Below are 24,669 nucleotides of genomic sequence, written 5' to 3'. Positions count from 1 at the left end.
TAAAATTAAGATGATGAAAAAACAAGTTACTTTAATCCTACTTACGTTGTTTATGGGGTTCAATGTTGGCTTTGCTCAACAGGATGAAGAATGTATGTTAAACTTAACTTTGCTTAATGATTATGCAAAAAGCAAAAAGTATGATGAGGCATACGAACCATTTAAAAAACTACGTAGCAAATGTCCTAAATTCAATTATGCTATCTATTACTACGGTGAAAGAGTTTTAAAGCATAAAATTGATAACTCAACTGGAGCAGAGCAAGTTAATTATGTAAATGACTTGATGAAACTTTGGGATGAAGGTCTTGTTAACTTTCCTAACAAATATAAGGCAGGAGATATTTTACAAGATAAAGCGATGTTGAAATATGATAACAGACAAGCTTTAGGCTTAAGCAACAAACAAGTTTATGATGCTTTTGATAACATATATAAAACAGCACCTGAAAGCTTCACTAACCCTAAAGGTTTATATGTGTATTTCTCAACAATAGTTGATATGCACGAAGCTAAAGAAGTTGAAGTACAGAATGTATTTGACAAGTATGACGACATCACTGATAAAATTGGACAAGAAATTGACAATTATACTCAAAAGTTAAACCCACTTGTTGAAAAGGAAGAAGCTGGTACTGCGCTTACAAAAACTGAAGGACAATACAAAAAACAATACGAAAGCTATTTAGAGGCTTATGATAAAATCTCTAGCAGTATTGACGGTAAACTAGGTAAATTAGCTAACTGTGAGGTGTTGATTCCTTTATACACAAGAGACTTTGAAAAGTATAAAAATGATGCAGTTTGGTTGAAACGTGCTGTAAACAGAATGTTCAACAAAGAATGTACTGACGATCCTTTATATACTGAATTAGTAAAAGCTTATGATGCATCTTCTCCATCAGCAGATACGAAATACTTTGTATATAACTTGTTGATGAAACAAGGTAAGGAGAAAGAAGCAAAACCATATTTAGATCAATCTTATGATTTGGAAACAGATCCATTGAAAAAATCTAAATTAGCAATGCGTTTCGGAAAAAGTTTAAAATCTCAAGGTAACTACGGTGCTGCAAGAAATTACTTCCAAAAATCATTAGCGCTTAACCCATCAAACGGTAGGGCACATATTGAAATTGCTAACATGTATGCTGCAAGTGCAAATAACTGTGGAGACAATCAGTTTAACAAAAGAGCGGTATTCTGGTTGGCAGCTGCTGAAGCTAGAAAAGCAGGTAGAGTAGATGCTAACTTAAAATCTTATGCTGAAGGTTTAGCTGCGAACTTTGAAGGTAAAGCACCTCAAAGATCTGAGATCTTTACAGCTGGAAACGGTGGTACAACAATTAGAATTGGATGTTGGATTGGTTCAAGTGTGACCGTCCCAAAAATCTAAATGAAACAAACATCATCATATAGTTTATTCAACATAGTCACGGCATTAGCTGTGACTATGTTTTTTTCATGTAAAAACAACTTTAAGGAAGTGCAACAAATTGGTGTCCTTCAGAACGAACCGATAGGAATTGCTGAAGACATGAATTTGAAATACACTGATTCTGGTCGGTTAATTGCAAATTTAATCAGCCCTAAAATGTTGGATTTCTCCAATAGGGAATTTTCATATAATGAGTTTCCTGATGGTGTGACCTTGAATTTGTATGACGAGCGCAATAAAAAAAGTGTAATTGTTGCTGATTATGCCATCGTTTATAACAATACAGATTTAATTGATTTAAGGGGCAACGTCCTTATCACCACAGAAACGAAAGACAGTATTTTTGCGCAGCAGTTGTTTTATGACCAAAAGCGCGATTGGGTATTTTCTAACAAGCCTATCAAATATGTGTCCCCAACAAAAATAGTGACGGGTAATGCTTTCGATTCCAATCGTGATTTTACAAGTTATGGGATCAGTGAAGTTACAAGTACTGTGTATTTAGATGAAGATACGTCTCAGTAGACTTAGGAGTTCAAATTCCCAAGTTTCCCTCATTTCAATTCACCTATTTTAATTTAAGTTCAGATAAATAATTAGTTATCTTTGTGGCTAATTATAATGATTCATTAAAATGCTTCAAAAAATTATTCAATACGTTTATTTATTTATCGCTGTCTTCTTTATTTATGAGACGGTAAGGCTGTGGAATGTTGAAAGAGAAAAAGCGTATATGCTTTTGTTTTTTTCGGTATTGGCCGTTGGAATGTATTTCTTCAAAAAGCGTTTCATAAAAAAAATGGATAACAAACAATAATTTATGGACGGTAATGCCCTTATCATTATTTTGTCCCTCATTTTATCCGCTTTTTTCTCAGGCATGGAGATTGCCTATGTGTCCTCTAATAAAATTCACATAGAAATTGCAAAAAAGCAAAATGATTTTCTAGCGAGAACGCTTACAAAACTCACTGCGAAACCTTCAAAGTTTATTGCAACAATGCTTATTGGAAACAATATTGCACTGGTAGTTTATGGCTTTTTAATGGGTGATAAGTTGGTGGGCTGGTTCAAATCTCTTTTGCCAACAGAGTATGGATTTTTAAATTATATGTTGAATGACTTGAGTTTGTTATCGCAAACCATCATTTCTACATTATTGATATTGATTACGGCGGAATTTCTGCCTAAAGTATTCTTTCAAATTTACGCTAATTCACTACTCAAAATATTAGCAGTTCCTGCGTATTTCTTTTACGGACTCTTCTCTTGGGTGTCCGATTTTATCATTTGGATTTCTAACATGATCTTAAAACGCTTCTTCAAAACAGGCGGAGATGATGTGCAGTTGGTAATGACCAAAGTAGAATTAGGGAATTATATCAGCGAGCAAATGGAATCTGTTGAAGAACATGATGAAATTGATAGTGAAATTCAAATCTTTCAAAATGCACTCGATTTCTCTGAAGTAAAAGCAAGAGAAGTCATGTTGCCACGTACCGAAATTATTGCGGTAGATATTAATGATTCCATTAAAAACCTAAACGCCTTATTTACCTCCTCAGGACTGTCTAAAATTCTTGTTTATAAAGATTCTGTAGATGATATTGTAGGTTATGTACACTCATTTGAACTGTTCAAAAAACCTAAGGATATCAAGTCGGTCGTGATGTCTGTTGAGTTTGTTCCAGAAACAATGTTGGTTAAGGATGTCCTTAACGTGCTGACCAAAAAACGGAAAAGTATTTCTGTTGTCATTGATGAATATGGAGGAACTTCAGGTATTATCACAGTTGAGGATATTATTGAGGAATTGTTTGGTGAAATTGAAGATGAGCACGATACTATTGAGCTGATTGAAGAAAAATTAGACGATGCCACTTATAAGTTTTCGGCAAGGTTAGAAGTTGACTATATCAATGAAGTTTACAAGTTGGATCTTCCTGAAGGTGAAAATTATGAAACTTTAGGTGGATTGATTGTTGACGAAACGGAAGAAATTCCACAAGTAAACGATCAAATTCAAATAGAGAACTACTTGTTTACAATTTTGGAAGTTTCCACGACAAAAATTGTGTTAGTAACCCTAAAAGTGCTTCCTGAAGATTAGTTTCAGTCGACTCTTTCCGGTTTCGGTTGAATATCTACTTATGAATTATTAAAACTTATCCTTCAAATTGACTCTGTTAAAGAGTGGAATCACTTCAAAACAGCAATCAGTAGTTTTGTCTTCGCGGAATTAAAATTTATCAAAACCCGCTTTTTTACAGCGCTTTCTCGCAATAATTAAAGGCATTAGACAAACAATTCAATATTAAATTAATAAAATAGTATTCTACTTTTATTATTTGATAGAAATTGGTATTTTCGCGCACTATATTTTCTAACTTATACAATAAAATGGCAGTTTTAAATAAAATTAGACAACGCTCAATTTTCCTTATTGCAATCATTGCAATGGCCCTATTTGCTTTCGTACTTTCTGACTTGTTCAGAAACAGTAGCGCTTTCGGTCCTCAAGATACCATTGCAACAATTAATGGTACTGACATTAAACGCGATGAGTTTATGGGCAATGTTGAAAACTTGCAACGTCAAATGGGCCCTAGTGCCACAGCGACTCAAACAATGAATAGAGTTTGGGAACAGGAAGTTAGACGTGCAGTTCTAGAAACCCAATTTGAAGACTTAGGTCTTACTGTTGAAAAAGATCAAATGAGAAATCTTTTGAGAAACAGTTTTTCTTCATACCCAGAATTCACTAACGAAGTTGGGATGTTCGATGAAAACAGATTGAATGAGTTTATTGCTAATTTAAAAGCCATTTCTCCAGAGAGAGCACCGCTTGGAAACTTCCAAATCAATTATGCGGAATGGGTAAATAATGAAAACGCAATTGCGGTTGGTGCTAAAGAACAAGCATATTTCAACATGATTAAAGCTGGAGTTGGTGCAACACTTGCTGAAGCTGAAGTTGAATACAACTTGGAAAGTGCTAACGTTGATGTGAAATTTGTGAACGTACCTTACACTTCTATCGATGATAGTGCAGTTAAAGTTTCTAAATCTGAAATCTCAGATTATATCAAAAAACACAGTAAGAAATATGAAGTGGAAGCTTCAAGAGATATCAACTTTGTACAGTTTGTAGAATCTGCATCTGTAGAAGATGAAACTTCTGCTAAGAACAATGTAGTTGCATTATTGGATACGAGAGTTGAATACAATGAAGTGTCAAAATTGAATGATACTGTAGTTGGATTTAAAGCAACTAAAGATATTGAAGGTTTCATCAATGCAAACTCTGATGTGAAATACAACAATAGCTTTTTAACAAAGTCTAGTTTGCCAGATGTAGCTCAGGATAGTATTTTCAATCTTAGTGTAGGTCAATATTACGGACCTTACAAAGACAACAACATGTTCAAGATTACTAAGTTGGTTGAAGAGAGATTCATGCCAGACTCAGTAAAATCAAGACACATTTTGATTCCTTTTGTAGGATCTCGTGCTGCAGATGCTGAAACTGTTCAAACAGAAGCTCAAGCAAAAGCAACAGCAGATAGTTTAGTGGCTGTTATTAGAGGCAACCGTTCTAAGTTTGTTGACTTATTAGACTTCTCTATTGATAAAGTAAGTAATGAAAAAGAAGGTGTTTTAGATTGGTACGCATACAATTCAATGGTGCCAGAATTTAGAGATTACACTTTTGAAAACAATAAAGGTGATTTAGGTGTGGTGAAAACTGATTTCGGTTTCCACGTTGTTGAAATCCTAGACCAAAAAGCTAAAACTCGTATGGTGAAAGTTGCAACGCTTGCACAAACTATCGAGCCTTCTGAAAACACAATTGATGATGTTTTCAATAAAACATCTAAATTCGAAATTGCACTTCAAGAAAAAGACATGCAAGATGTGGCTAAAGAGAATGATGCAGTCGTAAGACCAGTAAACAACATCAAAGAATTAGACGAAAACATCCCAGGATTAGGTAGCCAAAGAGCTATTGTACGTTGGGCTTTTGAAGACGGAACTAAAGTTGGTGACTACAAACGTTTCTCTATCCCTGGTATAGGTTATGCTGTTGTTCAAGTAACTGCGGTTAACAAAAAAGGATTAATGACACCTGAGGCTGCCTCAGCAACTGTTATTCCTGAAATCAGAAAAGAAAAGAAAGCGAGAATGATTCGTGAGAAGATTTCTGGTTCTACTGTAGATGCAGTTGCAAAAAGTCAAAATGTAGCAGTTTCTACTGCAAGTGCAGTAAATAGAAAAAACCCAACCCTTGCGGGTGCAGGTTTAGAACCTAAAGTTGTAGGTGTTGCTTTCGGATTGAAAGAAGGTCAAACTTCTAAATTAATCGATGGTAATAAAGGTGTCTTTATGGTACAAGTGACTAAAAAGACTGCTGCTCCTAAATTGGATAGCTACCAAGCAATTGCTAACCGTTTAAACGGATCGAAATTAACTGCGGCACAAATTAAAGCTTACGAAGCTTTAAAAGCAGCAGCTGAAATTGAAGATAACAGAGCTATGTTTTACTAGTAGTTTAAATATCATACATAAAAAAGAGGTCTTAAAATTTAAGACCTCTTTTTTTATGCTTTAAATTGAACGGTAAACGTTAGGCGTGTTGTTTATTATTTAAGATATAATCTATAAAATCATTTTTGAATAGGGAATGACAGTATCAAATCCTTTGGCCTTAAAATACGCCTCCGGATTGTCCTCAGAAGCCGCCATAACAAAATCGCCGCCCCAAGCACCCAAACTTTTGATGCTGCCCTTAAAATCGTTAAAAAGCTGTTCTTTTACGGGGTGTTGCTTAATGATTTTAGAAATGATGGTTTCATGACTCGCCATAAGAAACTGGAAAGTCTCTAAAGTGGTACAGCTTATCATATCATTTGTAATAGCGGTGACTTCAGAAATGGCGCCCGCAATATCGCTTTTCGCTTTTTGATACGACGCAATACCATCTCTACTGTTCTGTTTTTTATTTAAGAACACAAAGTATAACTGATCTTTAAACTGCGGATTGAAATCGCGTTCAATGATGGTTCTTCCGTCGTTTTCCAGTTGATAGGTGAGTGGCGCATTGTGTTTCGCACAAGCAATGTCATATCCGCTTCCGCCAAACGTATCTGCTAATACTTTATAAGCGTCAATGTTTGCCCATTGTGCCACATTGTTTATTAATGTTGAAGATGTACCCAATCCCCAATTCTTCGGAAAATCAGCTTTGGTTGAAATCTTCACGGCCATAGCGCCATCCAAGAATTTTGGATTGTATTTTTTTAATGCATTCAATATTTGAATCAAACGCTCAGAAATGGCAAGGTCGTTCGTTTTTATAACTTTAAATTCTGGACTTAGAGCCACTGTGGCTTCAAACCATGACTTGCCTTCGTGATCGAAACTCTCCCATTCCAATAGGTTTTTATCCAACGTCTCAACAGATAGAGATTGTCCGTATTTTGTTGGAATGGCCAAAGCCATCGCTCCATCTAAAATGAGATATTCTCCTGTGATGAGTAATTTTCCGTTGCTATAAAAAGTCTTGCTCGTTGGGTTCAAAAGTGATGGAGTTGAGTGTTTTATGTAAATACCGTGTATTTATTCAGTTTTAGTTATTAGTCATCATTCTGAGGTTGCTTAAAGCCGCCTCCACTGCGCTATGAGTTACAGTATTATTTTTAAAATGAGCTACGATTTTTTCTTTCTCTTGAGCTGTTGCATTTAGCTGATTCAACATGTTCATTAAATGCATTTTCATATGGCCTTCCTGAATTCCGGTTGTGGTTAACGAACGCAAGGCTGCAAAGTTTTGTGCTAAACCTGCCGTTGCTACAATTTGCATAAGCTCTTTGGCGGTAGGCTGATCTAACATTTCTAAAGCTACTTTAACTAAAGGATGTAAATTGGTTAAGCCACCAACCGTTCCGAGTGCTAAGGGAATTTCCATCCAAAACCTGAATACGTCATCAACAATTTCAGCGTGAGAAAGGCTGCTATAAGAGCCGTTGCGCGACGCGTAAGCATGTACACCAGCTTCGACTGCCCTAAAGTCGTTTCCTGTAGCAAGAACAACGGCGTCAATACCGTTCATAATGCCTTTATTGTGGGTCACAGCACGGTATGGTTCTATCTCAGCAATATTTACTGCTTGCACAAATTTATGCGCGAATTCTTTTGCCGATATGGATTTGTCTTCGGTTAATTCGTCAACCGGACAAGATACTTCAACGCGTACCAAACAGTCAGGTACATAGTTGGAAAGAATGCTCATTACTATTTGTATGCGACTTTCATCTTCTGAAAAATCATCAAAATGAAGCGCTTCAGATTTAAAGGTTTTTGCAAATTGCTCCAAGCAGGAGTTGATAAAATTGGCGCCCATGGCATCCAAGGTTTCAAAAGTTGCATGGAGTTGGTAGTAATCCTTTAAATCCTCAGTTTTATCTTTTAGAACAATATCCACAATGCCACCACCACGTTTTTTCATGCTTTTGGTGATGTCTTCAGAGTCTTCATATAACTTCGGCTTGACGGCTGCAAAAAACTTTTGAAGTTTGCTAAAATCGCCAGTATACATAAAATGAACCTGACCGATTTTTGTAGTGGAAATAACTTCCGTTTTGAATCCGCCATGGTCCAACCAAAATTTAGCAGCTTTACTGGCAGCGGCCACCACAGAACTTTCTTCAATAGCCATGGGGATGGTGTACAGTTTTCCGTTAATTAGGAAATTGGGCGCTACACCAAATGGTAAATAATAATTGGTAATGGTGTTCTCAATGAATTCATCATGAAGCTGTTGCAGCTTTTGGTCTGTATTCCAGTATTGTTTAATGGCTTGTTTTGCGGCATCTGCATCTTTAAAATAAGTAGCAGCTATCCATTCAATTTTTTCTATTTTTGAAAGTTTGGAAAAGCCTTTAATTGGTTTACGCATAAGGAAAGTTTATAAATGCAAAGATAGTATTCTAGTTATGAAAATGAAGCTGCAATTTCCAGCTTTACGTTTTTAACTATTAAAGGTTAGTGTTTTTGCATAATTTTTAGTAAACTTGACAGCATTTTATCAATAATAAATCCCTGAATGAAGTATTTAAAAAGTTCCTTGTTTGTCTGTCTTTTGGTAACTGTTTTAACCTCAGCCCAAAACAAGGAAATTACCCTCGATGCCATCTGGAATGGCACCTTTAGAACCGAAGGAATGCAATCTTTACATTCCATGAATAACGGAAAACAGTACTCTGTTCTCAATTACGAAAAAGGTTCAACTGCAATAGATGTTTATGATTATAAAACCTTATCTAAAGTGGAAACTTTGGTAAATTCTTCCGACTTGGAAGCCATACCTAATTTTTCTGATTATACGTTTAGTAAAGATGAGAGCAAAATTATTTTGGCTACTGAGGTAGAATCGATTTTTCGTCGTTCTACTTTAGGTGTGTTTTATGTGTATGACACTAAAACAAAAACTTTGGTTAAGATTGCCGATGAAAAAATTCAAGAACCAACCTTTTCTCCTGATGGAACGAAAGTAGCGTATGGACTCAACAACAATCTATTTGTAAAAGATCTTGTGAGTAATGAAACGACGCAACTAACCTTTGATGGTGAGAAGAATAAAATCATCAATGGTATTACGGATTGGGTGTACGAAGAGGAGTTCGCTTTTGTGCGTGCCTTTGAGTGGAATGCAGCCGGAACTTACATCGCGTTCATTCGTTTTGATGAAACTGATGTGCCTGAGTTTTCGATGGATATTTACGGTAAAGAATTATATCCTGATCAATTGGTATTTAAATATCCTAAAGCAGGTGAAGCTAACGCTCTTGTATCGCTTCATATCTACGATTTAAAATCAAATAAGCTTAATGAGGTTAAAGTATCAAAACCTTATGCTGATTTCTATATTCCACGTATCAAATGGACTAACAATGCTGATGTTTTAAGTGCGCAATACACCAACAGACATCAAAATGAACTTGATTTATGGATGATTAACGCTACGGATATGTCATCTAAACTGGTGTTGGAAGAGAAAGACAAAGCATATGTTGATGTGACGGATAACCTAACCTTTTTACAGGACAATAGTTTTATTTGGACTTCAGAAAAGGATGGTTACAATCATATTTTCTTGTATTCAAAAGATGGTAAATTGATCAATCAAGTAACCAAAGGGCCTTGGGAAGTGACTAATTACTATGGTTTTGATGAAAAGAATAATACGATTTTCTATCAATCAGTAGAAAATGGTTCCATCAATAGAGATGTCTATTCCATAAAAATTAATGGGAAGAACAAAAAGCGTCTGACTCAGAATGAAGGAACAAATTCGGCTAATTTCAGTGCTGATTTTACTTATTTCATCAACACATACTCAAGTGCTACAACAGCTCCAAAATACACCTTACATACCGCAAAGGACGGTAAATTGGTTAAAGTGATCAAAGACAATGTGGCTTTAGAGAATAATTTGGAAGGCTACAATTTGCCTGCAAAAGAATTCAGCACTATTGCTGTTAACGGGAATGATTTGAACATGTGGATGATTAAACCGGCTAATTTTGATGCGTCTAAAACCTATCCGTTATTTATGTTTCAGTATTCAGGACCAGGGTCTCAATCTGTGAAAAACTCTTGGAATAGTGCCAATGATTATTGGTATTATTATTTAGCACAACAAGGCTATATTGTGGCTTGTGTTGATGGTAGAGGCACAGGATTTAAAGGTGCTGATTTTAAAAAGGTGACTCAAAATGAATTGGGTAAATACGAAGTTGAAGACCAAATTGAAGCCGCTAAGCAATTAGGTTCAAGAGCTTATATTGATCAAGATCGTATGGGGATTTGGGGATGGAGTTACGGCGGATTTATGAGTAGTAATGCCTTATTTAAAGGGAATGATGTCTTTAAAATGGCTATTGCAGTTGCTCCGGTAACAAGCTGGCGTTTTTATGACTCTATTTATACGGAACGCTACATGACCACGCCGCAAGAAAATCCTACAGGTTATGATGAGAATTCTCCTATTCACCATGTGGATAAATTAAAAGGCAATTTCTTGTTGATCCACGGATCAGGAGATGACAACGTGCATGTTCAAAATACCATGCAAATGGTGGAAGCCCTTATTCAAGCCAACAAACAATTTGAATGGATGATTTATCCAGACAATGACCATGGCATTTACGGTGGCAACACGAGATTACATTTATATACTAAAATGACGAATTTTATTAACGAAAACCTATAAACTAAATTAAATTATATTCTATGAGTCAAGATAATGATCCAGGATTAGTCGTTCACCTTCAAAAGCAAGGTATTGATGATAAAATGGTAATGGGACACCCTGCCGGATTATTCGTGTTATTTTTTACAGAAATGTGGGAGCGTTTCAGTTATTATGGAATGCGTGCCTTATTGACCATCTTTTTAGTGAGTGAATTGCTAAGTGGCGGCTGGGGTTGGACAAATGAAGAGGCCCTAAAATTATATGGTTTATACACAGGTTTGGTGTATTTAACCCCGTTATTGGGTGGATTTATTGCCGATAGATTTACAGGTTATAGAAAAGCAATTCTGATTGGTGCTGCAATCATGACTTTAGGGCATGCTTCGATGGCGCTTGAAGGCTTTACACCATACTTTTTCTATTTAGGTTTGGCGCTTATGATTTTGGGTAACGGTATGTTTAAACCGAATATCTCGTCAATGGTAGGGCAGTTATATCCGGATACAAGTACTAAAAAGGATGCAGGCTACACCATTTTTTACATGGGTATTAATGCAGGTGCCTTTTTAGGAATGTTATTGTGTGGTTATATTGGAGAAAAAATTGGATGGCACTACGGATTTGGTTTAGCTGGTGTATTCATGTTTTTTGGGATGCTACAATTCTATTTTGGACAAAAAATATTTGGAAGCGTTGGAACACATGCTACAAAAGAGGAGAAATTAGCAATAGCTGAAAGAGATAAGGATGATGAAGTATTAGCACCGAATGTCATTAAAGATCGATTAATTGTTGTATTCGTTTTAATGATTGCGAGTATATTCTTCTTCTTCGCTTTTGAACAGGCAGGTGGATCAATGACTCTGTTTGCTAAAGATTATACCCAAAGAGCCTTAACGGGTAATTCCGGACTCATCTTTAAATGGGTAGATGCCATACTGACTATCTTCCCTATGGCAGTCGTAACGTATGTATTGGTTGGTCTAGGAAAGAAAATTTATGCAAAGTATCCAATGACAATCATTTTTACAACCGTTTCATTTGTGATTATTTGGATATTAGGTATTTGGAAAGTTTACCGTGAGTTCTCTTTAGAGGCAACAGAGGTAACAGTGTCATGGTTTCAAATATTAAACTCGTTTTTCATTATTACTTTAGCATCATCGTTTAGTAAGCTATGGGAGAAAGTATGGGATCCTTCCGGACCAGTGAAGTTTGCTTTAGGACTTATCTTGGTAGCCGTTGGTTTCTTTGCACTTTCTTATGGAAGTATGAGTATTCCTCAAGGTGCAAAAACCGCATCTGTAAGTATGATCTGGTTAATTTTAGCTTACTTCTTCCATACCATGGGTGAGTTATGCTTATCTCCAGTAGGATTATCTTATGTAAGTAAATTATCACCTAAAAAATTCGTGGGAATGTTATTTGGCCTGTGGTTTACAGCCTCAGCAATTGCCAATTTCATTGCAGGTTGGACAGGTGCCTATATCGATAAAATATCGCAAACTTATTCCTTGTCAACATTCTTTATCATGATTGCAGCCATTCCATTATTTGCCGCATTAATGCTTTTGATATTCAACGGGAAATTAAAGAAAATGATGCATGGCATTAATTAGTAATCAATATTTGAGATTGCAAGAACAATAAATATTACAGAGAAGAGAAAAGAGTCTATAACACCAATAGACTCTTTTCTCAATATTATAAAGACCTATTACATGATACCTGTTTTGATTTTTGATTTTGAGAATGAAATCATTTTCAGAATAAATTGAAATAGTATTAAAACAAGTTTTATAAACGCTAACTAATCTAAATCTTATGTCAAGTACAACAACAATTCAACCAAGTCAAAGAGAACTTTGGGGCCATCCAGTCGGACTATACATCCTGTTTTTTACAGAGATGTGGGAACGCTTCTCTTACTATGGCATGAGAGCATTATTAACGCTTTATTTAGTTCAGAAAACCACAGCTGACAATCCTGGATTGGGGTGGTTGAATTCCGAATCTATAATGTTATACGGTTGGTACACCATGTTGGTATACGTGATGTCCATTCCTGGAGGTATGTTGGCTGACAAAATCTTTGGTCAGAAAAAGGCTGTACTCTATGGTGCTTTAATTTTAGTGGCGGGTCATGGAATCTTGGCTTTTGATCAAATGTGGGCATTTTATACAGGTCTTGCCTTGATTATTTTAGGTGTTGGTCTGTTAAAACCTAATATTTCTACCATGGTAGGTGGTCTTTATAAAGAAGGCGATATCAGACGTGATAAAGGATTTAGCATATTCTACATTGGTATTAACTTAGGCTCTTTATTGGCAACCTTTATTGTTGGTTATGTTGGTGAAACGATAGGCTGGCATTATGGCTTCGGTCTTGCAGGTATTGCGATGCTTTTTGGTTTGATGGTTTATTTATACGGTCAAAAGTTTTTAGTGCATGTTGGAAACAAGCCCACAGAACAAGAGAAGAAAGAGGATGTGTCTTTAGTACAGCTTTTCGCCAAATTATCGCAATCGCCTTTACAATTAGGAATCGTATTGTTGATTTGCGCATATGCCGTCTATGCTGGATTTACTTATGATGGTGTCGATAATTGGGCATACACAGCCCTTTATATTTTTATTGCAATGGTTGCCGGCGTAATGATGATGATTTATAAAAATTTAACCACTCAAATTCTAAAAGACAGATTTTTGGTGTTGCTATTATCGTTCCTTATTGTCATCGTATTCTGGGGAGCTTTTGAGCAAGCTGGAGGTTTGATGAGTATTTATACCAGTGAAAAAACCGATAGAATCTTCATGGGTTGGGAAATTCCTGCGACTTGGTTCCAAGGCTTAAACGCCGGATTCATTATTCTTTTCGCAACGTTAGTAGCTGGATTTTGGGCTAAGAGAAAACTAAAAGGAAAAGAAGCATCGTCATTATTCAAAATGGCTGTAGGTACCATGATTATGGGACTAGGTTTTGTGTTTATGATTTTTGCTGCTAAAGAATATAATGCCAATGGTAGTTCTGCTATGTATTGGTTGGTATTTGCTTATTTATTCCACACTATTGGAGAGCTGTGTTCGTCTCCTGTAGCCTTATCTTTTATCACGAAATTGGCGCCTGTAAAATATGCGTCATTGATGATGGGTGTATATTTTGCTGCAACAGGATTGGGAAATAAAGTGGCTGGTATTTTAGGTGAAAATGCATCTGAATACGGAGAATACGCTGTGTTTTCAGGAATTACAATTTTTACAGTACTGTTCGGAATTTTAGTCCTTGCGATGTTAAAACCTTTAAAACGTTTGACGCATGGTGCTGAAGATGATGAAAGAGAAATTAGGGAACAGGAAAAATTTGATTTAGCGCAACAAGAACATAAAAACTAGTAATACATTATGAATACGGACATTGAAAATCTTTTTAAAGACACTGTTTTAGGTCATCCAGTAGGATTGTTTATTCTCTTCTTTACAGAGATGTGGGAACGTTTTTCTTTTTATGGAATGCGAATCCTTTTAATCTTGTTTTTAACGGCGCCGATGATGAGCGACAATCCAGGATGGGATTGGCCTCGTGAACACGCATTGTCACTTATTGGGACTTATGCATCGCTGTTATATTTAACCCCAATTATTGGCGGTTGGATTGCAGATAAATGGACAGGATACCGCATGGCCGTTGTTATTGGTTGTATTATAATGACGCTTGGTCACGCAGCTATGGCCTTGGAAACTACAATGTCATTCTACTTAGGTTTAGCATTGTTGGTAATTGGTACTGGTTTCTTTAAGCCAAATATCACCTCTATTATCTCTGAGATGTACAAAACGAGAGAGTCTAAAAAAGACGGCGCATACACCATTTTTTATATGGGCGTAAATGCAGGTGCCTTTTTCGGGATGATGCTTTGTGGTTACTTAGCTGAAAATTACGGATGGGCCTACGGATTTGGTCTTGCCGGAATTTTTATGTTTTTAGGAATGCTTCAGTTTGTATTGGCTCATAAAATTTTCGGTCAAGTTGGTGCTGCCCCAACGAAGAAGTTGGATGTGGTGCAAGATGTTAAAGTTCCTACAGAATTAGAGTTAGAAAAAGAAGAAGTGGAAGCTGCTATTAAGCTGAACCCATTCACAGCCTTTGATAAAATTCTTATAGCGCTATCCTCTATTGGAGGGTTGTTGTATTTGTTCAATGATCCGATGGAGAAAATTGGCGGAAGCACAATGTTCCCTTTTGAGTTTATGGGCATGAGTGGTTCTAATGTTGTGGTGATTGCAGCGTTAATATTATTTTTAATTCTATTAGTAGCCAGAATTGCACGTTACCTACCAATCGTTAGAGATCGTTTGATTGCAGTTTCTGTTTTTGCATTATTTACAGTGTTCTTTTTCGCTTTCTTTGAGCAATCATTAGGGTCGATGACCTTGTTTGCTAGCGATTATACCAATAGAGATTTAAATGGAAGTGCCGCTACAATATTTAAAATTGTTGATGGGTTATTGACTACGATTCCATTAATCATTATCACTTATGTGATTGTCCTTATTTTCAGAAAGACGTTTACAAGAATTGGCGCCTCAAACATCATTTTAGCGATTGCATTTATTGGCGTTTGGGGATTGGTACTTTACCGTATTTATGATAAATCTTTTTCAGATGAATTGAAGGTTGATGCCACGTGGTTTGGTATTTTAAATTCGTTCTTTATTATCACATTAGCACCTATTTTTTCGAAGTGGTGGGAAAGCAAATACAATCCGAGTGCGGCAATGAAATATGCTATCGGATTGGTGTTATTAGGATTGGGGTTTGCAATTTTGGCCTACGGCGCTTCAGATATCCCTTCAGGGGCCAAATCAGCCTCTGTAAGCATGATTTTCTTGATATTGGCATACTTGTTACATACCATGGGTGAACTTTGCCTATCGCCTTTAGGATTGTCTTATTTGAGCAAATTAGTGCCAGCCCGTATGATCGGATTTATGTTCGGGGTGTGGTACTTGGCAATTGCGGTTGGACAAAAAGTAGCGAACACCATGGGAGGGATGATCGATAAGATTTCTGCTGAATATTCATTAGGTGTATTCTTCTTGATATTTGCGGTTATTCCTATTGCCGTCGGATTGGTTTCTATGGTATTAAATCCAGTGCTTAAGAAACTTATGCATGGGGTGAGATAAAATTATAAATCGTTAAAAAAACGTGAAATGCTCCAACCTTGGAGCATTTTTTGATTTAACTTATTAGCTTTGTAAAAATTTTGAGATATGAAGAAAATCGGATTGCTATTGGTGTTGACTATGTTAGTGTCATTCGGCAGCATAGCACAACAGATAAAATGGGTCACTTTTGAAGAAGCGCTTGCCCTTCAAAAAAAGAAGCCTAAAAAAATTATGATGGACGTTTATACCAATTGGTGTGGCCCTTGTAAAATGTTGGATAAAAACACCTTTCAAAATCCTGATGTGGCAAAATACGTTAATGATAACTACTATGCTGTAAAATTCAATGGTGAAGGGAATGAGGTGGTTAAGTACAAAAACAACAGCTATTCCAATAGAAATTATAAGCCAGAATTGGCAAGTCGTAGAAATAGCGTGCACGACTTAACGAGTGCGCTTCAAATTAATGCCTACCCAACGATTGTCTTTTTTGATGAAAATGGAGATTTAATTTTCCCATTAAGAGGTTATCAAAATCCACAGCAATTGGAGTTGTACCTTAAAATGTTCTTGAAGGATACGCATAAGGAAATGAAAACCCAAGAGGATTTTAATGCCTATTACAGTGCTTTTAAACCTCAATTTAAAGGTTAATAAAAACGGAACGAGATTGATTTTGTTTAGAAACTAAGATCATTTCTTTAAAATAAATGCCCCCTTTTCACTGGTCATGTGGAAAGGGGTTTTTTGTGTCTTACAAGTTGCTTCCCACCGATTGGAATAGGACTTATAATTGCTGCCATCTGCAATGATATATTTAGGATTTATGGAATCTAAAAGTCTTGTCAAGTTGACTTTGGGCGAATTCCTTAAGAGAACATAATCAGGATTAAGTTTCGGAATATTATATACACCAGAACTATCAATAACTAAAATGCTTTGGTTGTTGAACATGTAAACGTTCTCTAAAGTGGTATTTGTGATAGTGTTTATTGCATTTCCAATCTTATAATTTTTGATGTTATTTTCCTTTGAAACACTCGAACTATCCATGTTGTGATGTATTATCAGTGACGCATTAGATCGCAAGCCAATGAGACTGAATCTGCTCTTATGGAACACAATAAATTCCTCGCTCTTAAGCTGTTTTTTATCAAAAATTAAAGCCGATTGAAATAATAGTACAGTTATCATAGCGATAGCCAATCGTTTGAAGTTGTGCCTCTTCGCGAGCATGAAGAGCGCAAGAATTAATACGTATGCCGCAAGAACTTTGAGCAAACTGAAGGAGATGTCTTTAAAAACAAATTGTTCCTGAAGAGACACCCATCGTACAAAACTATTCATAATGCTGATGATACTGCCATAAATGTCAGCTAACCACGCCGGCAAAAGATTGGTTAGAGCCAGAAAGATCACTACAATACCAAGTCCTAAAATGATACCCAAACAAGGTATGATGACAAGGTTGGATAAAAAGAACAAGCCTGGAAATTGATGGAAGTAAAATAGACTTATGGGCACGACACCGAGTTGGGCAGCTAAAGTCACCGTAAGTATTTGCCACATATATTTTACAGGTCTTAATTTGGGCTGCCATAAGTTGACAATTAAAGGCTGTATACTGACAATAGCAATAACGGCCAAATAACTCATTTGAAACCCAACATCAAAGAGAAACATGGGCTTAAATAGGAGGAGGAAAAACATGGAAATGACCAAGGTGTTATAAATGTTGGCAGGGCGTTTTAAATTCATGCCGATAGCCACCACACTAAACATCATAACAGCTCTCGTAACCGAAGCTGATAATCCGGCAATTATTGCAAAACTCCACAAAATGAGAACTATGACTATCGTTTTAATGAGTTTCCCATGTCTCAGATATTCCAAGCGCTTAAAAAGCAGATTGAGCATTATCAAAATGATGCCCACATGCAATCCTGATACTGCAAGGATATGGATGGCGCCTGCTTTAGAATAGCTATCAAAAATCTTGGGACTAATATCTTGTCGTTGGCCTAAAAGCAACGCATTGATAAGCGCCAACTCGTCCGATTTCAAATTCTTTGCTTTTAATTTTGAATTAATAGTGCGTCGTAGATTGGCAGCATATCCAAAAAGCGTGTGCTTTTCTGAGGGCACTTTTAAGAGATGGTCACGGTCTGTAAAAACTTGATGGTATATGTACTGTTTTTGGAGATATGCTTTGTAGTCGAATTGATTCGGATTAAGAGGCGCATTCACGTCTTTGAAACTTGTAAACGACGTATAAATGCCATCCACATTGATTGGCGGGTTAAGACTGTCTTTTTGGACGTTTAGCAAAGTCTTTCCACTTAAAACTTGGTTGTTGACCTTTAAAATATCGACAACATATTTGTCATGATAAGCGGTGGGTTTTAATACTTCTCGAATGCGAAACGTTATCGTTTCTATCGTATCCTGAGTTGGATGTACATGTTGCGTATAATGCGTTTTGAAGGTTTTTTGATCATGGATCTGAAAGGTGAGAATTCCAACTGCAAAAAAAGTCAGAAACGTGAGCAACCCAAATCCTGCAGACTTAACCAAGCGGCCTTTTTCAATAATGAGGAATGTCGCCAGACCAAGAATAGAGGTTGCAACTACAACAAGAATGATTATTAAAGAAACGGGGACATAAAATGCAAAGAGAATGCCTATGATGAGGCTAATGGTAATCTTAATGAGCGCAAAGTTGAGTAACTTCATGCGCTCTAAGTTACTACAAATAAGGCTTATAGAACACGTCTTGCCTGAACAAAGGCAAAGTACCAATATTTTTCGGCTAAGTTGGACACAATAACGCCATTGCTGGTGCTCGCATGTATGAATTCAACATTCCCATCTCTGGCCTCGGTTACAATCCCAACATGACTCACTTTTCGGCTGTTTCTTTGAGTGGCAAAAAACAATAAATCTCCTTTTACAACCTCTTTTAAATCTATCCAATCGCCCGCAACAGCCATATCGGTTGTGGTTCTTGGTAAAGCAATATTTTCGCTATTAAAGGAAGTCACGATTAAGCCCGAACAATCCATCCCTTTTTTTGTAGTGCCACCATATTTATATTTGACACCTTCAAACTTCATCGCATAATCAATAATATTCTCTGCTAATGGGTTTGCGGGTGCTGAAGGTGTGGACCTTCTATCAATTTTAGTTGTCTTAGATTTTGTGGTAACAACGCGTTTAGAACTTTTACAGCTACTAAAAGCGACCAATAGAAGAAGGATTAGGGCGATCTTTTTCATTTGTGAGCTAATTTTTGATAAAAATATCAATTTATACTAACATTAAGCAAGGTGCTACTTGTTTTATGTCAATTAACCAATGAAAATAGGATTTGTAAGTAAAATTCAGGACAAAATTCTAGAATGACAACTTTGTAATTGTAAATCGTGTTTAATTAGATCACGCGCCTTGCCTCAATAAATGCGTGGTGCCAATATTTTTCAGCCATATTGGAAACGATGACGCCTTGGCTTGTACTGGAATGTATAAATTCTATAGTGCCATCTTTCACTGTGGTAACAATCCCCACATGACTAATAATCTTACTATTTCTACGGGTGGCGAAAAATAATAAATCGCCTTTAGTAACTTCTTTTAAATCTACTTTGTCACCGGTAAGGGCAATGTCTCTTGAAACTCTTGGTAATGAAATATTTTCCTTTTCAAATGTTGTCACTACCAATCCTGAGCAATCCATACCTTCTTTTGAAGTGCCGCCTCGTTTATATCTTACGCCGTCAAATTCAAATGCATAATCCACAATTCTATCAGCTAAAGAGTAGTAAGTGTTTGGTGCAACGTCTTCTAATGAAAATAATTCGATGGGCTGGAGGTCGGTCGAAAAGTCGAAACTTGAAGTGACTTCTATGGGTTGTAAGTCAATTTTAAGAGTTTGTGGTTTAATGGTTTCTGATTTGAAAGTTGCAATCTGCTGAGAAGATTTACAACTGCTTAGCGTGAGTGCTACAAGCAGGAAAAGGACAATCGGTTTCATCAAATTAGAACTGTATTTTTATAAAGGTATTTTTGATTTCTACAAGATTCCCAAAAATAGCTAATTTTAGTTATGGTCAATATTTTTTTTTCTTAGGAAAGAACGATCAGTTTTTAGGATTAGTATCAAAAAAAATATTTTTTTTAACTAATCGGTATTATGGAGTGTTTTTACATCTTCATAAATCAACCGCGCTGTTTTCTTACTGGCACCTTTTCCGCCCAATTTCTTTTCCAATTCAAAATAATCCATGAAAAGAACTTCGCGCTTTTCTGTATTGAGAATAGCCTCTAATTCTTTCTTTAAACGTTTGGTATTAAAATCATCTTGAATCAACTCCGTAACAACAGGCTTGTCCATAATTAAATTGACCAAAGAAATGTAATCGAGCTTAATAATGCGTTTCGCAATCTGATAAGAAAGCCAACTTCCTTTATAGCAAACAACTTCTGGTACTTTAAATAATGCCGTTTCTAAAGTCGCTGTGCCTGATGTTACGAGTGCGGCGCTAGATAAACTCAATAAGTCATAAGTCTTATTGTCAACAAAAGTCACATTTTCCTTTTTAATGAAACTGCTATAAAATTCGTAATCCTGACTTGGTGCACCAGCAATAACAAACTGATACGCTTCAAAATCTTTAACAACGCTGAGCATGACGGCCAGCATTTTACGGATTTCCTGTTTTCTGCTTCCCGGTAATAATGCAATGATAGGTTTGTCTGACAGTCCGTGTTTGGCCCTAAAATCGCCGTTCATCACCTGAGTTCTGTCGGCAATGGCATCAATTAATGGGTGACCAACAAATTCGACAGGGAAATCATGTTTGTCTTCATAAAATGATTTTTCAAAAGGAAGAATGACATACATTTTATCAACATCACGTTTAATGTCATGGATTCTGTTTTCCTTCCAAGCCCAGATTTGTGGAGAAATATAATAATGCGTTCGAAACCCTTTCTGTTTGGCCCATTTTGCGATTCGCAAGTTAAAACCAGGATAGTCAATAAAGATAATGGCATCTGGATTGTAGCTTTCGATGTCTTTTTTGCAAAAGGACAGATTTTTAGCGATTGTCTTTAAGTTCATGACCACTTCTAAAAAACCCATAAAAGCCAAATCGCGATAATGTTTTACCAACGTCGGACTAACAGCCTGCATTAAGTCGCCGCCCCAAAACCTAAATTGAGCGTCGCCGTCTTGTTTTTGCAAGGCTTTCATAAGATTTGCGCCATGTAAATCTCCGGAAGCTTCACCAGCAATGATATAATATTTCATATGTTGAAAATGCCGATTATAGTGAGTGGGATAGACCTAAGCCTAACCGTTTTATTTGTAATTTACTAAAAACGTGACAATGGTTACTGCAATTGTGGCGAAAATTACACCGCGTGCACGATAATCACGTTTCACTTTTAGAAACATAAAAAAGGCAACAAGATTTAATATCGCGCCCATGCTGACGAGTTTGCTAAAAAAACCTTGTGCTAATGATTGTCTGTAGGCTGTAACAATATCCTCCCCGTTTCCGAAAAGGAGAATTGCAATAATAAATCCGATGGCGTTGGCTATTAATCCTACCAAAAACCCAATAAATAGTTCCTTTTTAATCATTTAAATTCCAAGAGTTTAAGTTCTGAATGCAATGGTGTGCAGTAAGGTCAAATTGGACGGGAACCACTGAAACATAGCCGTTTTCTAAGGCCCATTCATCAGTATCTTCACCGTTGTCAAGATTTACAAACTTGCCGGTTAGCCAATAATAATCGCGACCTTGTGGGTTTTGACGTTTATCAAATTCTTCTTCCCAATTTGCTTTTGCTTGGCGACAAATTCTAACGCCTTTAATGTCCTTTTTAGCCAAATTTGGAATGTTGACATTTAAAACGACCCCAGTTGGTAAACTGTTTTCTAGTACGTTTTCAACTATCGTTTTTACAAAAGATTTACAAGCCTCAAAATTGGCGTTCCAATTATAATCACATAATGAAAATCCAACAGCTGGAATGCCTTCAATCCCAGCTTCCAAAGCAGCACTCATAGTACCCGAATAAATAACGTTGATTGATGAATTTGACCCATGATTAATTCCAGAAACACAAATATCCGGACGTCGTCCCAAAATTTGTTTTACCGCTAATTTAACGCAATCGGCAGGCGTACCTGAGCAACTGTATTCTTCAACTTCAGTATCGATGTGAACTTGTTCAACATGCAAAGTAGAATTAATGGTTATGGCGTGACCCATGGCACTCTGCGGACTGTCCGGAGCAACCACTACTACCTCGCCAATGGTTTTCATAACTTCAATTAATGTACGGATTCCGGGAGCTGTAATGCCGTCATCATTAGTTACTAAAATCAATGGTCTTTTCTTCATTCTAAAATCTTATTGAGTCTGCTAAAATACATAAAATAGGCGTTATTCCCGTATTCTCGTTGGTTTAACAAAAAATTAGTAGCCATAGCTTTTATTGGCACGGTTTTTTCTTTTACTTTAGTGAAAAATAATAAAGGGTCTATTGCGTTTAGACATTAACAATGCCATTATAACATATGAAAGATATTATGAAAAGGAATTATAAGATTTTATTGTTGGCGCTTATGTTGGCATTCGCGTCTTGCAGTTTTACTACCAAAAGTTTTGACGATCCGGACAAAGATAAATTGTTGATGCAGTTGATAACTTATGTTTTAGGCGAAGGTCACTTTAGTCCGAGAGACATCAACGACGAATTCTCAGAGCAGGTTTTTAAAAGTTATTTAGATCAATTGGATCCCTTCAAGAGATATTTTTACGCCTCAGATATTAAAGAGTTTGAAGCTTATAAAGATCAGATTGATGACCAATTGAAAAACCACGATTTAACATTTTTTAATCTGACTCACCAACGACTATTACAGCGTTTTGACGAATCTAAAGCAATGTACAAGGATGTGTTAAGTAATCCTTTTGATTTTAGCATTGATGAAGAAATCAATACGGAATACAAGAAATTGGACTATGTAAAGTCGAAAAAGGACATGCGCGAGCGTTGGAGAACCCAACTGAAGTTTTCTACCATCGCTAATTATGACGATTTGATTTCACAACAGGAAAATACATTTTCTAATAAGAAGAAAGTTCAGGAAATGACGATTATTGAAGGTGAGGAAGAGGTAATTGAGACTGCGGAAAAGCTTTCTGATGTTACAGAGAAGAAATCCTTGGCGGAATTGGAAAAAGAAGCACGTGAATTAACACTGAACTCGTTAAATGAACTTTACGATTATATCGAAGAACGTCAACGTGAAGATTGGTTTTCAGTGTATTTAAACGCTATTGTTGCTGAATTTGATCCGCATACATTCTATTACGCACCAGAAGATAAAGAACGTTTTGACGTTGCTATGTCTGGTAAATTTGAAGGTATTGGTGCTAGATTGCAAAAGAAAATGGATGTGATTACCATTACGGAAGTAATCAGTGGTGGTCCGGCATGGAAACAAAATAAATTGGAAGTAGGAGATCAGATCTTGAAAGTAAAACAAGATGATGATCAGCCTTCTGTAAATATTGTAGGGATGCGTCTTGAAGATGCGGTAAAACTGATTAAAGGTCCAAAAGGAACGAATGTCATTTTAACTACAAAAAGGGTTGATGGTACTATTGAAGATTTGACGATTACTAGAGATGTCGTAGAGTTGGAGGAGGTTTATGCCAAATCATCTACGGTTATAAAAGATGGTAAGAAGTTTGGCGTGATTAATCTTCCTGGGTTTTATGTCAATATGGACGATTATAACAAAAGAAACGCAGCTACTGATGTTAAATTGGAGATTGAGCGTCTTAAAAAAGAAAATATTGAAGGCTTGGTGTTAGATCTTAGAAACAATGGTGGAGGATCTTTACAAACCGTAATTGATATGGCTGGATTGTTTATTAAGGATGGTCCAATTGTTCAGGTAAAAACTACTGGTGGACAAAAAGAAGTCCTGAGAGATAAAGATAAATCTATTGCTTGGGATGGTCCGTTAGTGATTTTGGTGAATGAGAATTCAGCATCAGCTTCAGAAATCTTAGCAGCCGCAATGCAAGATTACAAACGTGCATTGGTTATTGGTAGTGAGCAAACCTTTGGTAAAGGAACCGTTCAAACGGTATTGGATTTAAACCGAATGGTAAAAAACAATACGAGTGGCGATATGGGCGCGCTTAAGTATACCATCCAAAAGTATTATAGAATCAACGGTGGTTCTACGCAGTTGGAAGGTGTAAAAAGTGATGTTGTAGTTCCGGACCGTTACAGTTATATTGCTTTGGGTGAAAAGAATCAAGACAATCCATTAGCCTACGATAAAATTGACGCTACTGATTATAATGTATGGGAAAACTATGTAGATTACAAAAAAGCGATTGAAAATAGTAAGGCTAGAATTGCACAGAATGAGCAATTAAAACTTATTGATGAAAACGCTAAATGGGTTAAAAAAATCAGAGATAAGGAACTTTATTCACTTAAGTATGATAATTATAAAGCTGCTTTAAAACTTAATGAGGATGAGGCGAAACAGTTTGAGAGACTAACAGATTATAAAACAGATTTAACCTTTAGCTCATTGCCTTATGAAAATAAGTTAATGGCTGCAGATAGTGTTTTAAAGGAAAAACGTGAGCGTTGGCACAAGGCGTTGAGCCATGATGTGTATGTTGAAGAAGCGCTTAACGTATTGAATGATCTGAGAACGACGTATACCGTTAAAAAGGTTGCAAATCATATGAAGGAATAGCCCTTTTGA

Annotated in this window: 18 protein-coding genes; 10 read left to right on the top strand and 8 right to left on the bottom strand. The window is 36.4% G+C overall.

The window, feature by feature from the left end; genetic code table 11:
* Positions 1–13 precede the first annotated feature (13 nt).
* The 4 genes from Q0947_RS09770 to Q0947_RS09755 all read left to right on the top strand — a co-directional run bounded on the left by Q0947_RS09770 (position 14) and on the right by Q0947_RS09755 (position 5,983).
* Positions 14–1,396: a hypothetical protein gene (locus Q0947_RS09770; RefSeq protein WP_299396481.1), complete on the top strand. Its 1,383-nt coding sequence runs from the start codon at positions 14–16 to the stop codon at positions 1,394–1,396.
* The gene (gene lptC / locus Q0947_RS09765) at positions 1,397–1,963 is read left to right on the top strand and encodes an LPS export ABC transporter periplasmic protein LptC (RefSeq protein WP_299396479.1); all 567 of its coding nucleotides are present in this window, start codon (positions 1,397–1,399) and stop codon (positions 1,961–1,963) included.
* Positions 1,964–2,258: 295 nt separating this feature from the next.
* Positions 2,259–3,548 carry a hemolysin family protein gene (locus tag Q0947_RS09760; protein WP_299396477.1) on the top strand — a complete coding sequence of 430 codons (1,290 nt, stop codon included), beginning with the start codon at positions 2,259–2,261 and terminating at the stop codon, positions 3,546–3,548.
* Between the two features lie 290 nt (positions 3,549–3,838).
* Positions 3,839–5,983, top strand: coding sequence for a SurA N-terminal domain-containing protein (locus Q0947_RS09755; protein WP_299396474.1), 2,145 nt, complete (start codon positions 3,839–3,841; stop codon positions 5,981–5,983).
* Between the two features lie 111 nt (positions 5,984–6,094).
* On the opposite strand, the gene Q0947_RS09750 is transcribed toward Q0947_RS09755, so the two are convergent.
* Together Q0947_RS09750 and Q0947_RS09745 are read right to left on the bottom strand one after the other, a co-directional pair.
* Complete coding sequence (locus Q0947_RS09750; RefSeq protein WP_299396471.1) at positions 6,095–7,015, bottom strand: GYDIA family GHMP kinase; 921 nt, start codon at positions 7,013–7,015, stop codon at positions 6,095–6,097.
* Positions 7,016–7,064: 49 nt separating this feature from the next.
* On the bottom strand, positions 7,065–8,393 hold the full coding sequence (locus Q0947_RS09745) for a hydroxymethylglutaryl-CoA reductase, degradative (RefSeq protein ID WP_299396469.1): 1,329 nt from the start codon (positions 8,391–8,393) through the stop codon (positions 7,065–7,067).
* 147 nt (positions 8,394–8,540) lie between these two features.
* On the opposite strand from Q0947_RS09745, the gene Q0947_RS09740 reads away from it, so the two are divergent.
* From Q0947_RS09740 to Q0947_RS09720, 5 genes are all read left to right on the top strand, one after another.
* Positions 8,541–10,709, top strand: a complete 2,169-nt coding sequence (locus Q0947_RS09740; protein ID WP_299396466.1) for a S9 family peptidase — start codon at positions 8,541–8,543, stop codon at positions 10,707–10,709.
* A gap of 20 nt (positions 10,710–10,729) precedes the next feature.
* On the top strand, positions 10,730–12,310 hold the full coding sequence (locus Q0947_RS09735) for a peptide MFS transporter (RefSeq protein WP_299396464.1): 1,581 nt from the start codon (positions 10,730–10,732) through the stop codon (positions 12,308–12,310).
* 205 nt (positions 12,311–12,515) lie between these two features.
* Entirely contained in the window at positions 12,516–14,084 is a 1,569-nt protein-coding gene (locus Q0947_RS09730) for a peptide MFS transporter (protein WP_299396461.1), read from the top strand.
* A 9-nt stretch (positions 14,085–14,093) separates the two neighbouring features.
* Positions 14,094–15,878, top strand: coding sequence for a peptide MFS transporter (locus tag Q0947_RS09725; protein WP_299396458.1), 1,785 nt, complete (start codon positions 14,094–14,096; stop codon positions 15,876–15,878).
* A gap of 87 nt (positions 15,879–15,965) precedes the next feature.
* Positions 15,966–16,514, top strand: a complete 549-nt coding sequence (locus tag Q0947_RS09720) for a thioredoxin fold domain-containing protein (protein ID WP_299396455.1) — start codon at positions 15,966–15,968, stop codon at positions 16,512–16,514.
* A 39-nt stretch (positions 16,515–16,553) separates the two neighbouring features.
* On the opposite strand, the gene Q0947_RS09715 is transcribed toward Q0947_RS09720, so the two are convergent.
* The 6 genes from Q0947_RS09715 to surE form a co-directional block, all read right to left on the bottom strand.
* Entirely contained in the window at positions 16,554–18,593 is a 2,040-nt protein-coding gene (locus tag Q0947_RS09715; RefSeq protein ID WP_299396452.1) for a ComEC/Rec2 family competence protein, read from the bottom strand.
* A gap of 26 nt (positions 18,594–18,619) precedes the next feature.
* The gene (locus tag Q0947_RS09710) at positions 18,620–19,135 is read right to left on the bottom strand and encodes a C40 family peptidase (RefSeq protein WP_299396449.1); all 516 of its coding nucleotides are present in this window, start codon (positions 19,133–19,135) and stop codon (positions 18,620–18,622) included.
* 155 nt (positions 19,136–19,290) lie between these two features.
* A complete protein-coding gene (locus tag Q0947_RS09705) occupies positions 19,291–19,890 on the bottom strand; it encodes a C40 family peptidase (protein WP_299396446.1) in 600 nt (199 codons plus the stop codon).
* A gap of 147 nt (positions 19,891–20,037) precedes the next feature.
* Positions 20,038–21,168 carry a lipid-A-disaccharide synthase gene (gene lpxB / locus Q0947_RS09700; RefSeq protein ID WP_299396443.1) on the bottom strand — a complete coding sequence of 377 codons (1,131 nt, stop codon included), beginning with the start codon at positions 21,166–21,168 and terminating at the stop codon, positions 20,038–20,040.
* Positions 21,169–21,219: 51 nt separating this feature from the next.
* On the bottom strand, positions 21,220–21,504 hold the full coding sequence (locus Q0947_RS09695) for a hypothetical protein (protein ID WP_299396440.1): 285 nt from the start codon (positions 21,502–21,504) through the stop codon (positions 21,220–21,222).
* On the bottom strand, positions 21,497–22,270 hold the full coding sequence (gene surE / locus Q0947_RS09690; RefSeq protein WP_299396438.1) for a 5'/3'-nucleotidase SurE: 774 nt from the start codon (positions 22,268–22,270) through the stop codon (positions 21,497–21,499). Before surE ends, Q0947_RS09695 begins: the two co-directional genes overlap by 8 nt.
* A 188-nt stretch (positions 22,271–22,458) precedes the next feature.
* Between surE and Q0947_RS09685 the strand changes: the two genes are divergently transcribed.
* Positions 22,459–24,660, top strand: a complete 2,202-nt coding sequence (locus tag Q0947_RS09685; protein WP_299396722.1) for a carboxy terminal-processing peptidase — start codon at positions 22,459–22,461, stop codon at positions 24,658–24,660.
* Positions 24,661–24,669 lie beyond the last annotated feature (9 nt).

The sequence above is a fragment of the uncultured Gelidibacter sp. genome (assembly GCF_947500795.1).
GTDB lineage: Bacteria > Bacteroidota > Bacteroidia > Flavobacteriales > Flavobacteriaceae > Gelidibacter.
Note: the sequence above shows the minus strand (reverse complement) of the source record. Positions and strands in the feature narration are given on the sequence as shown.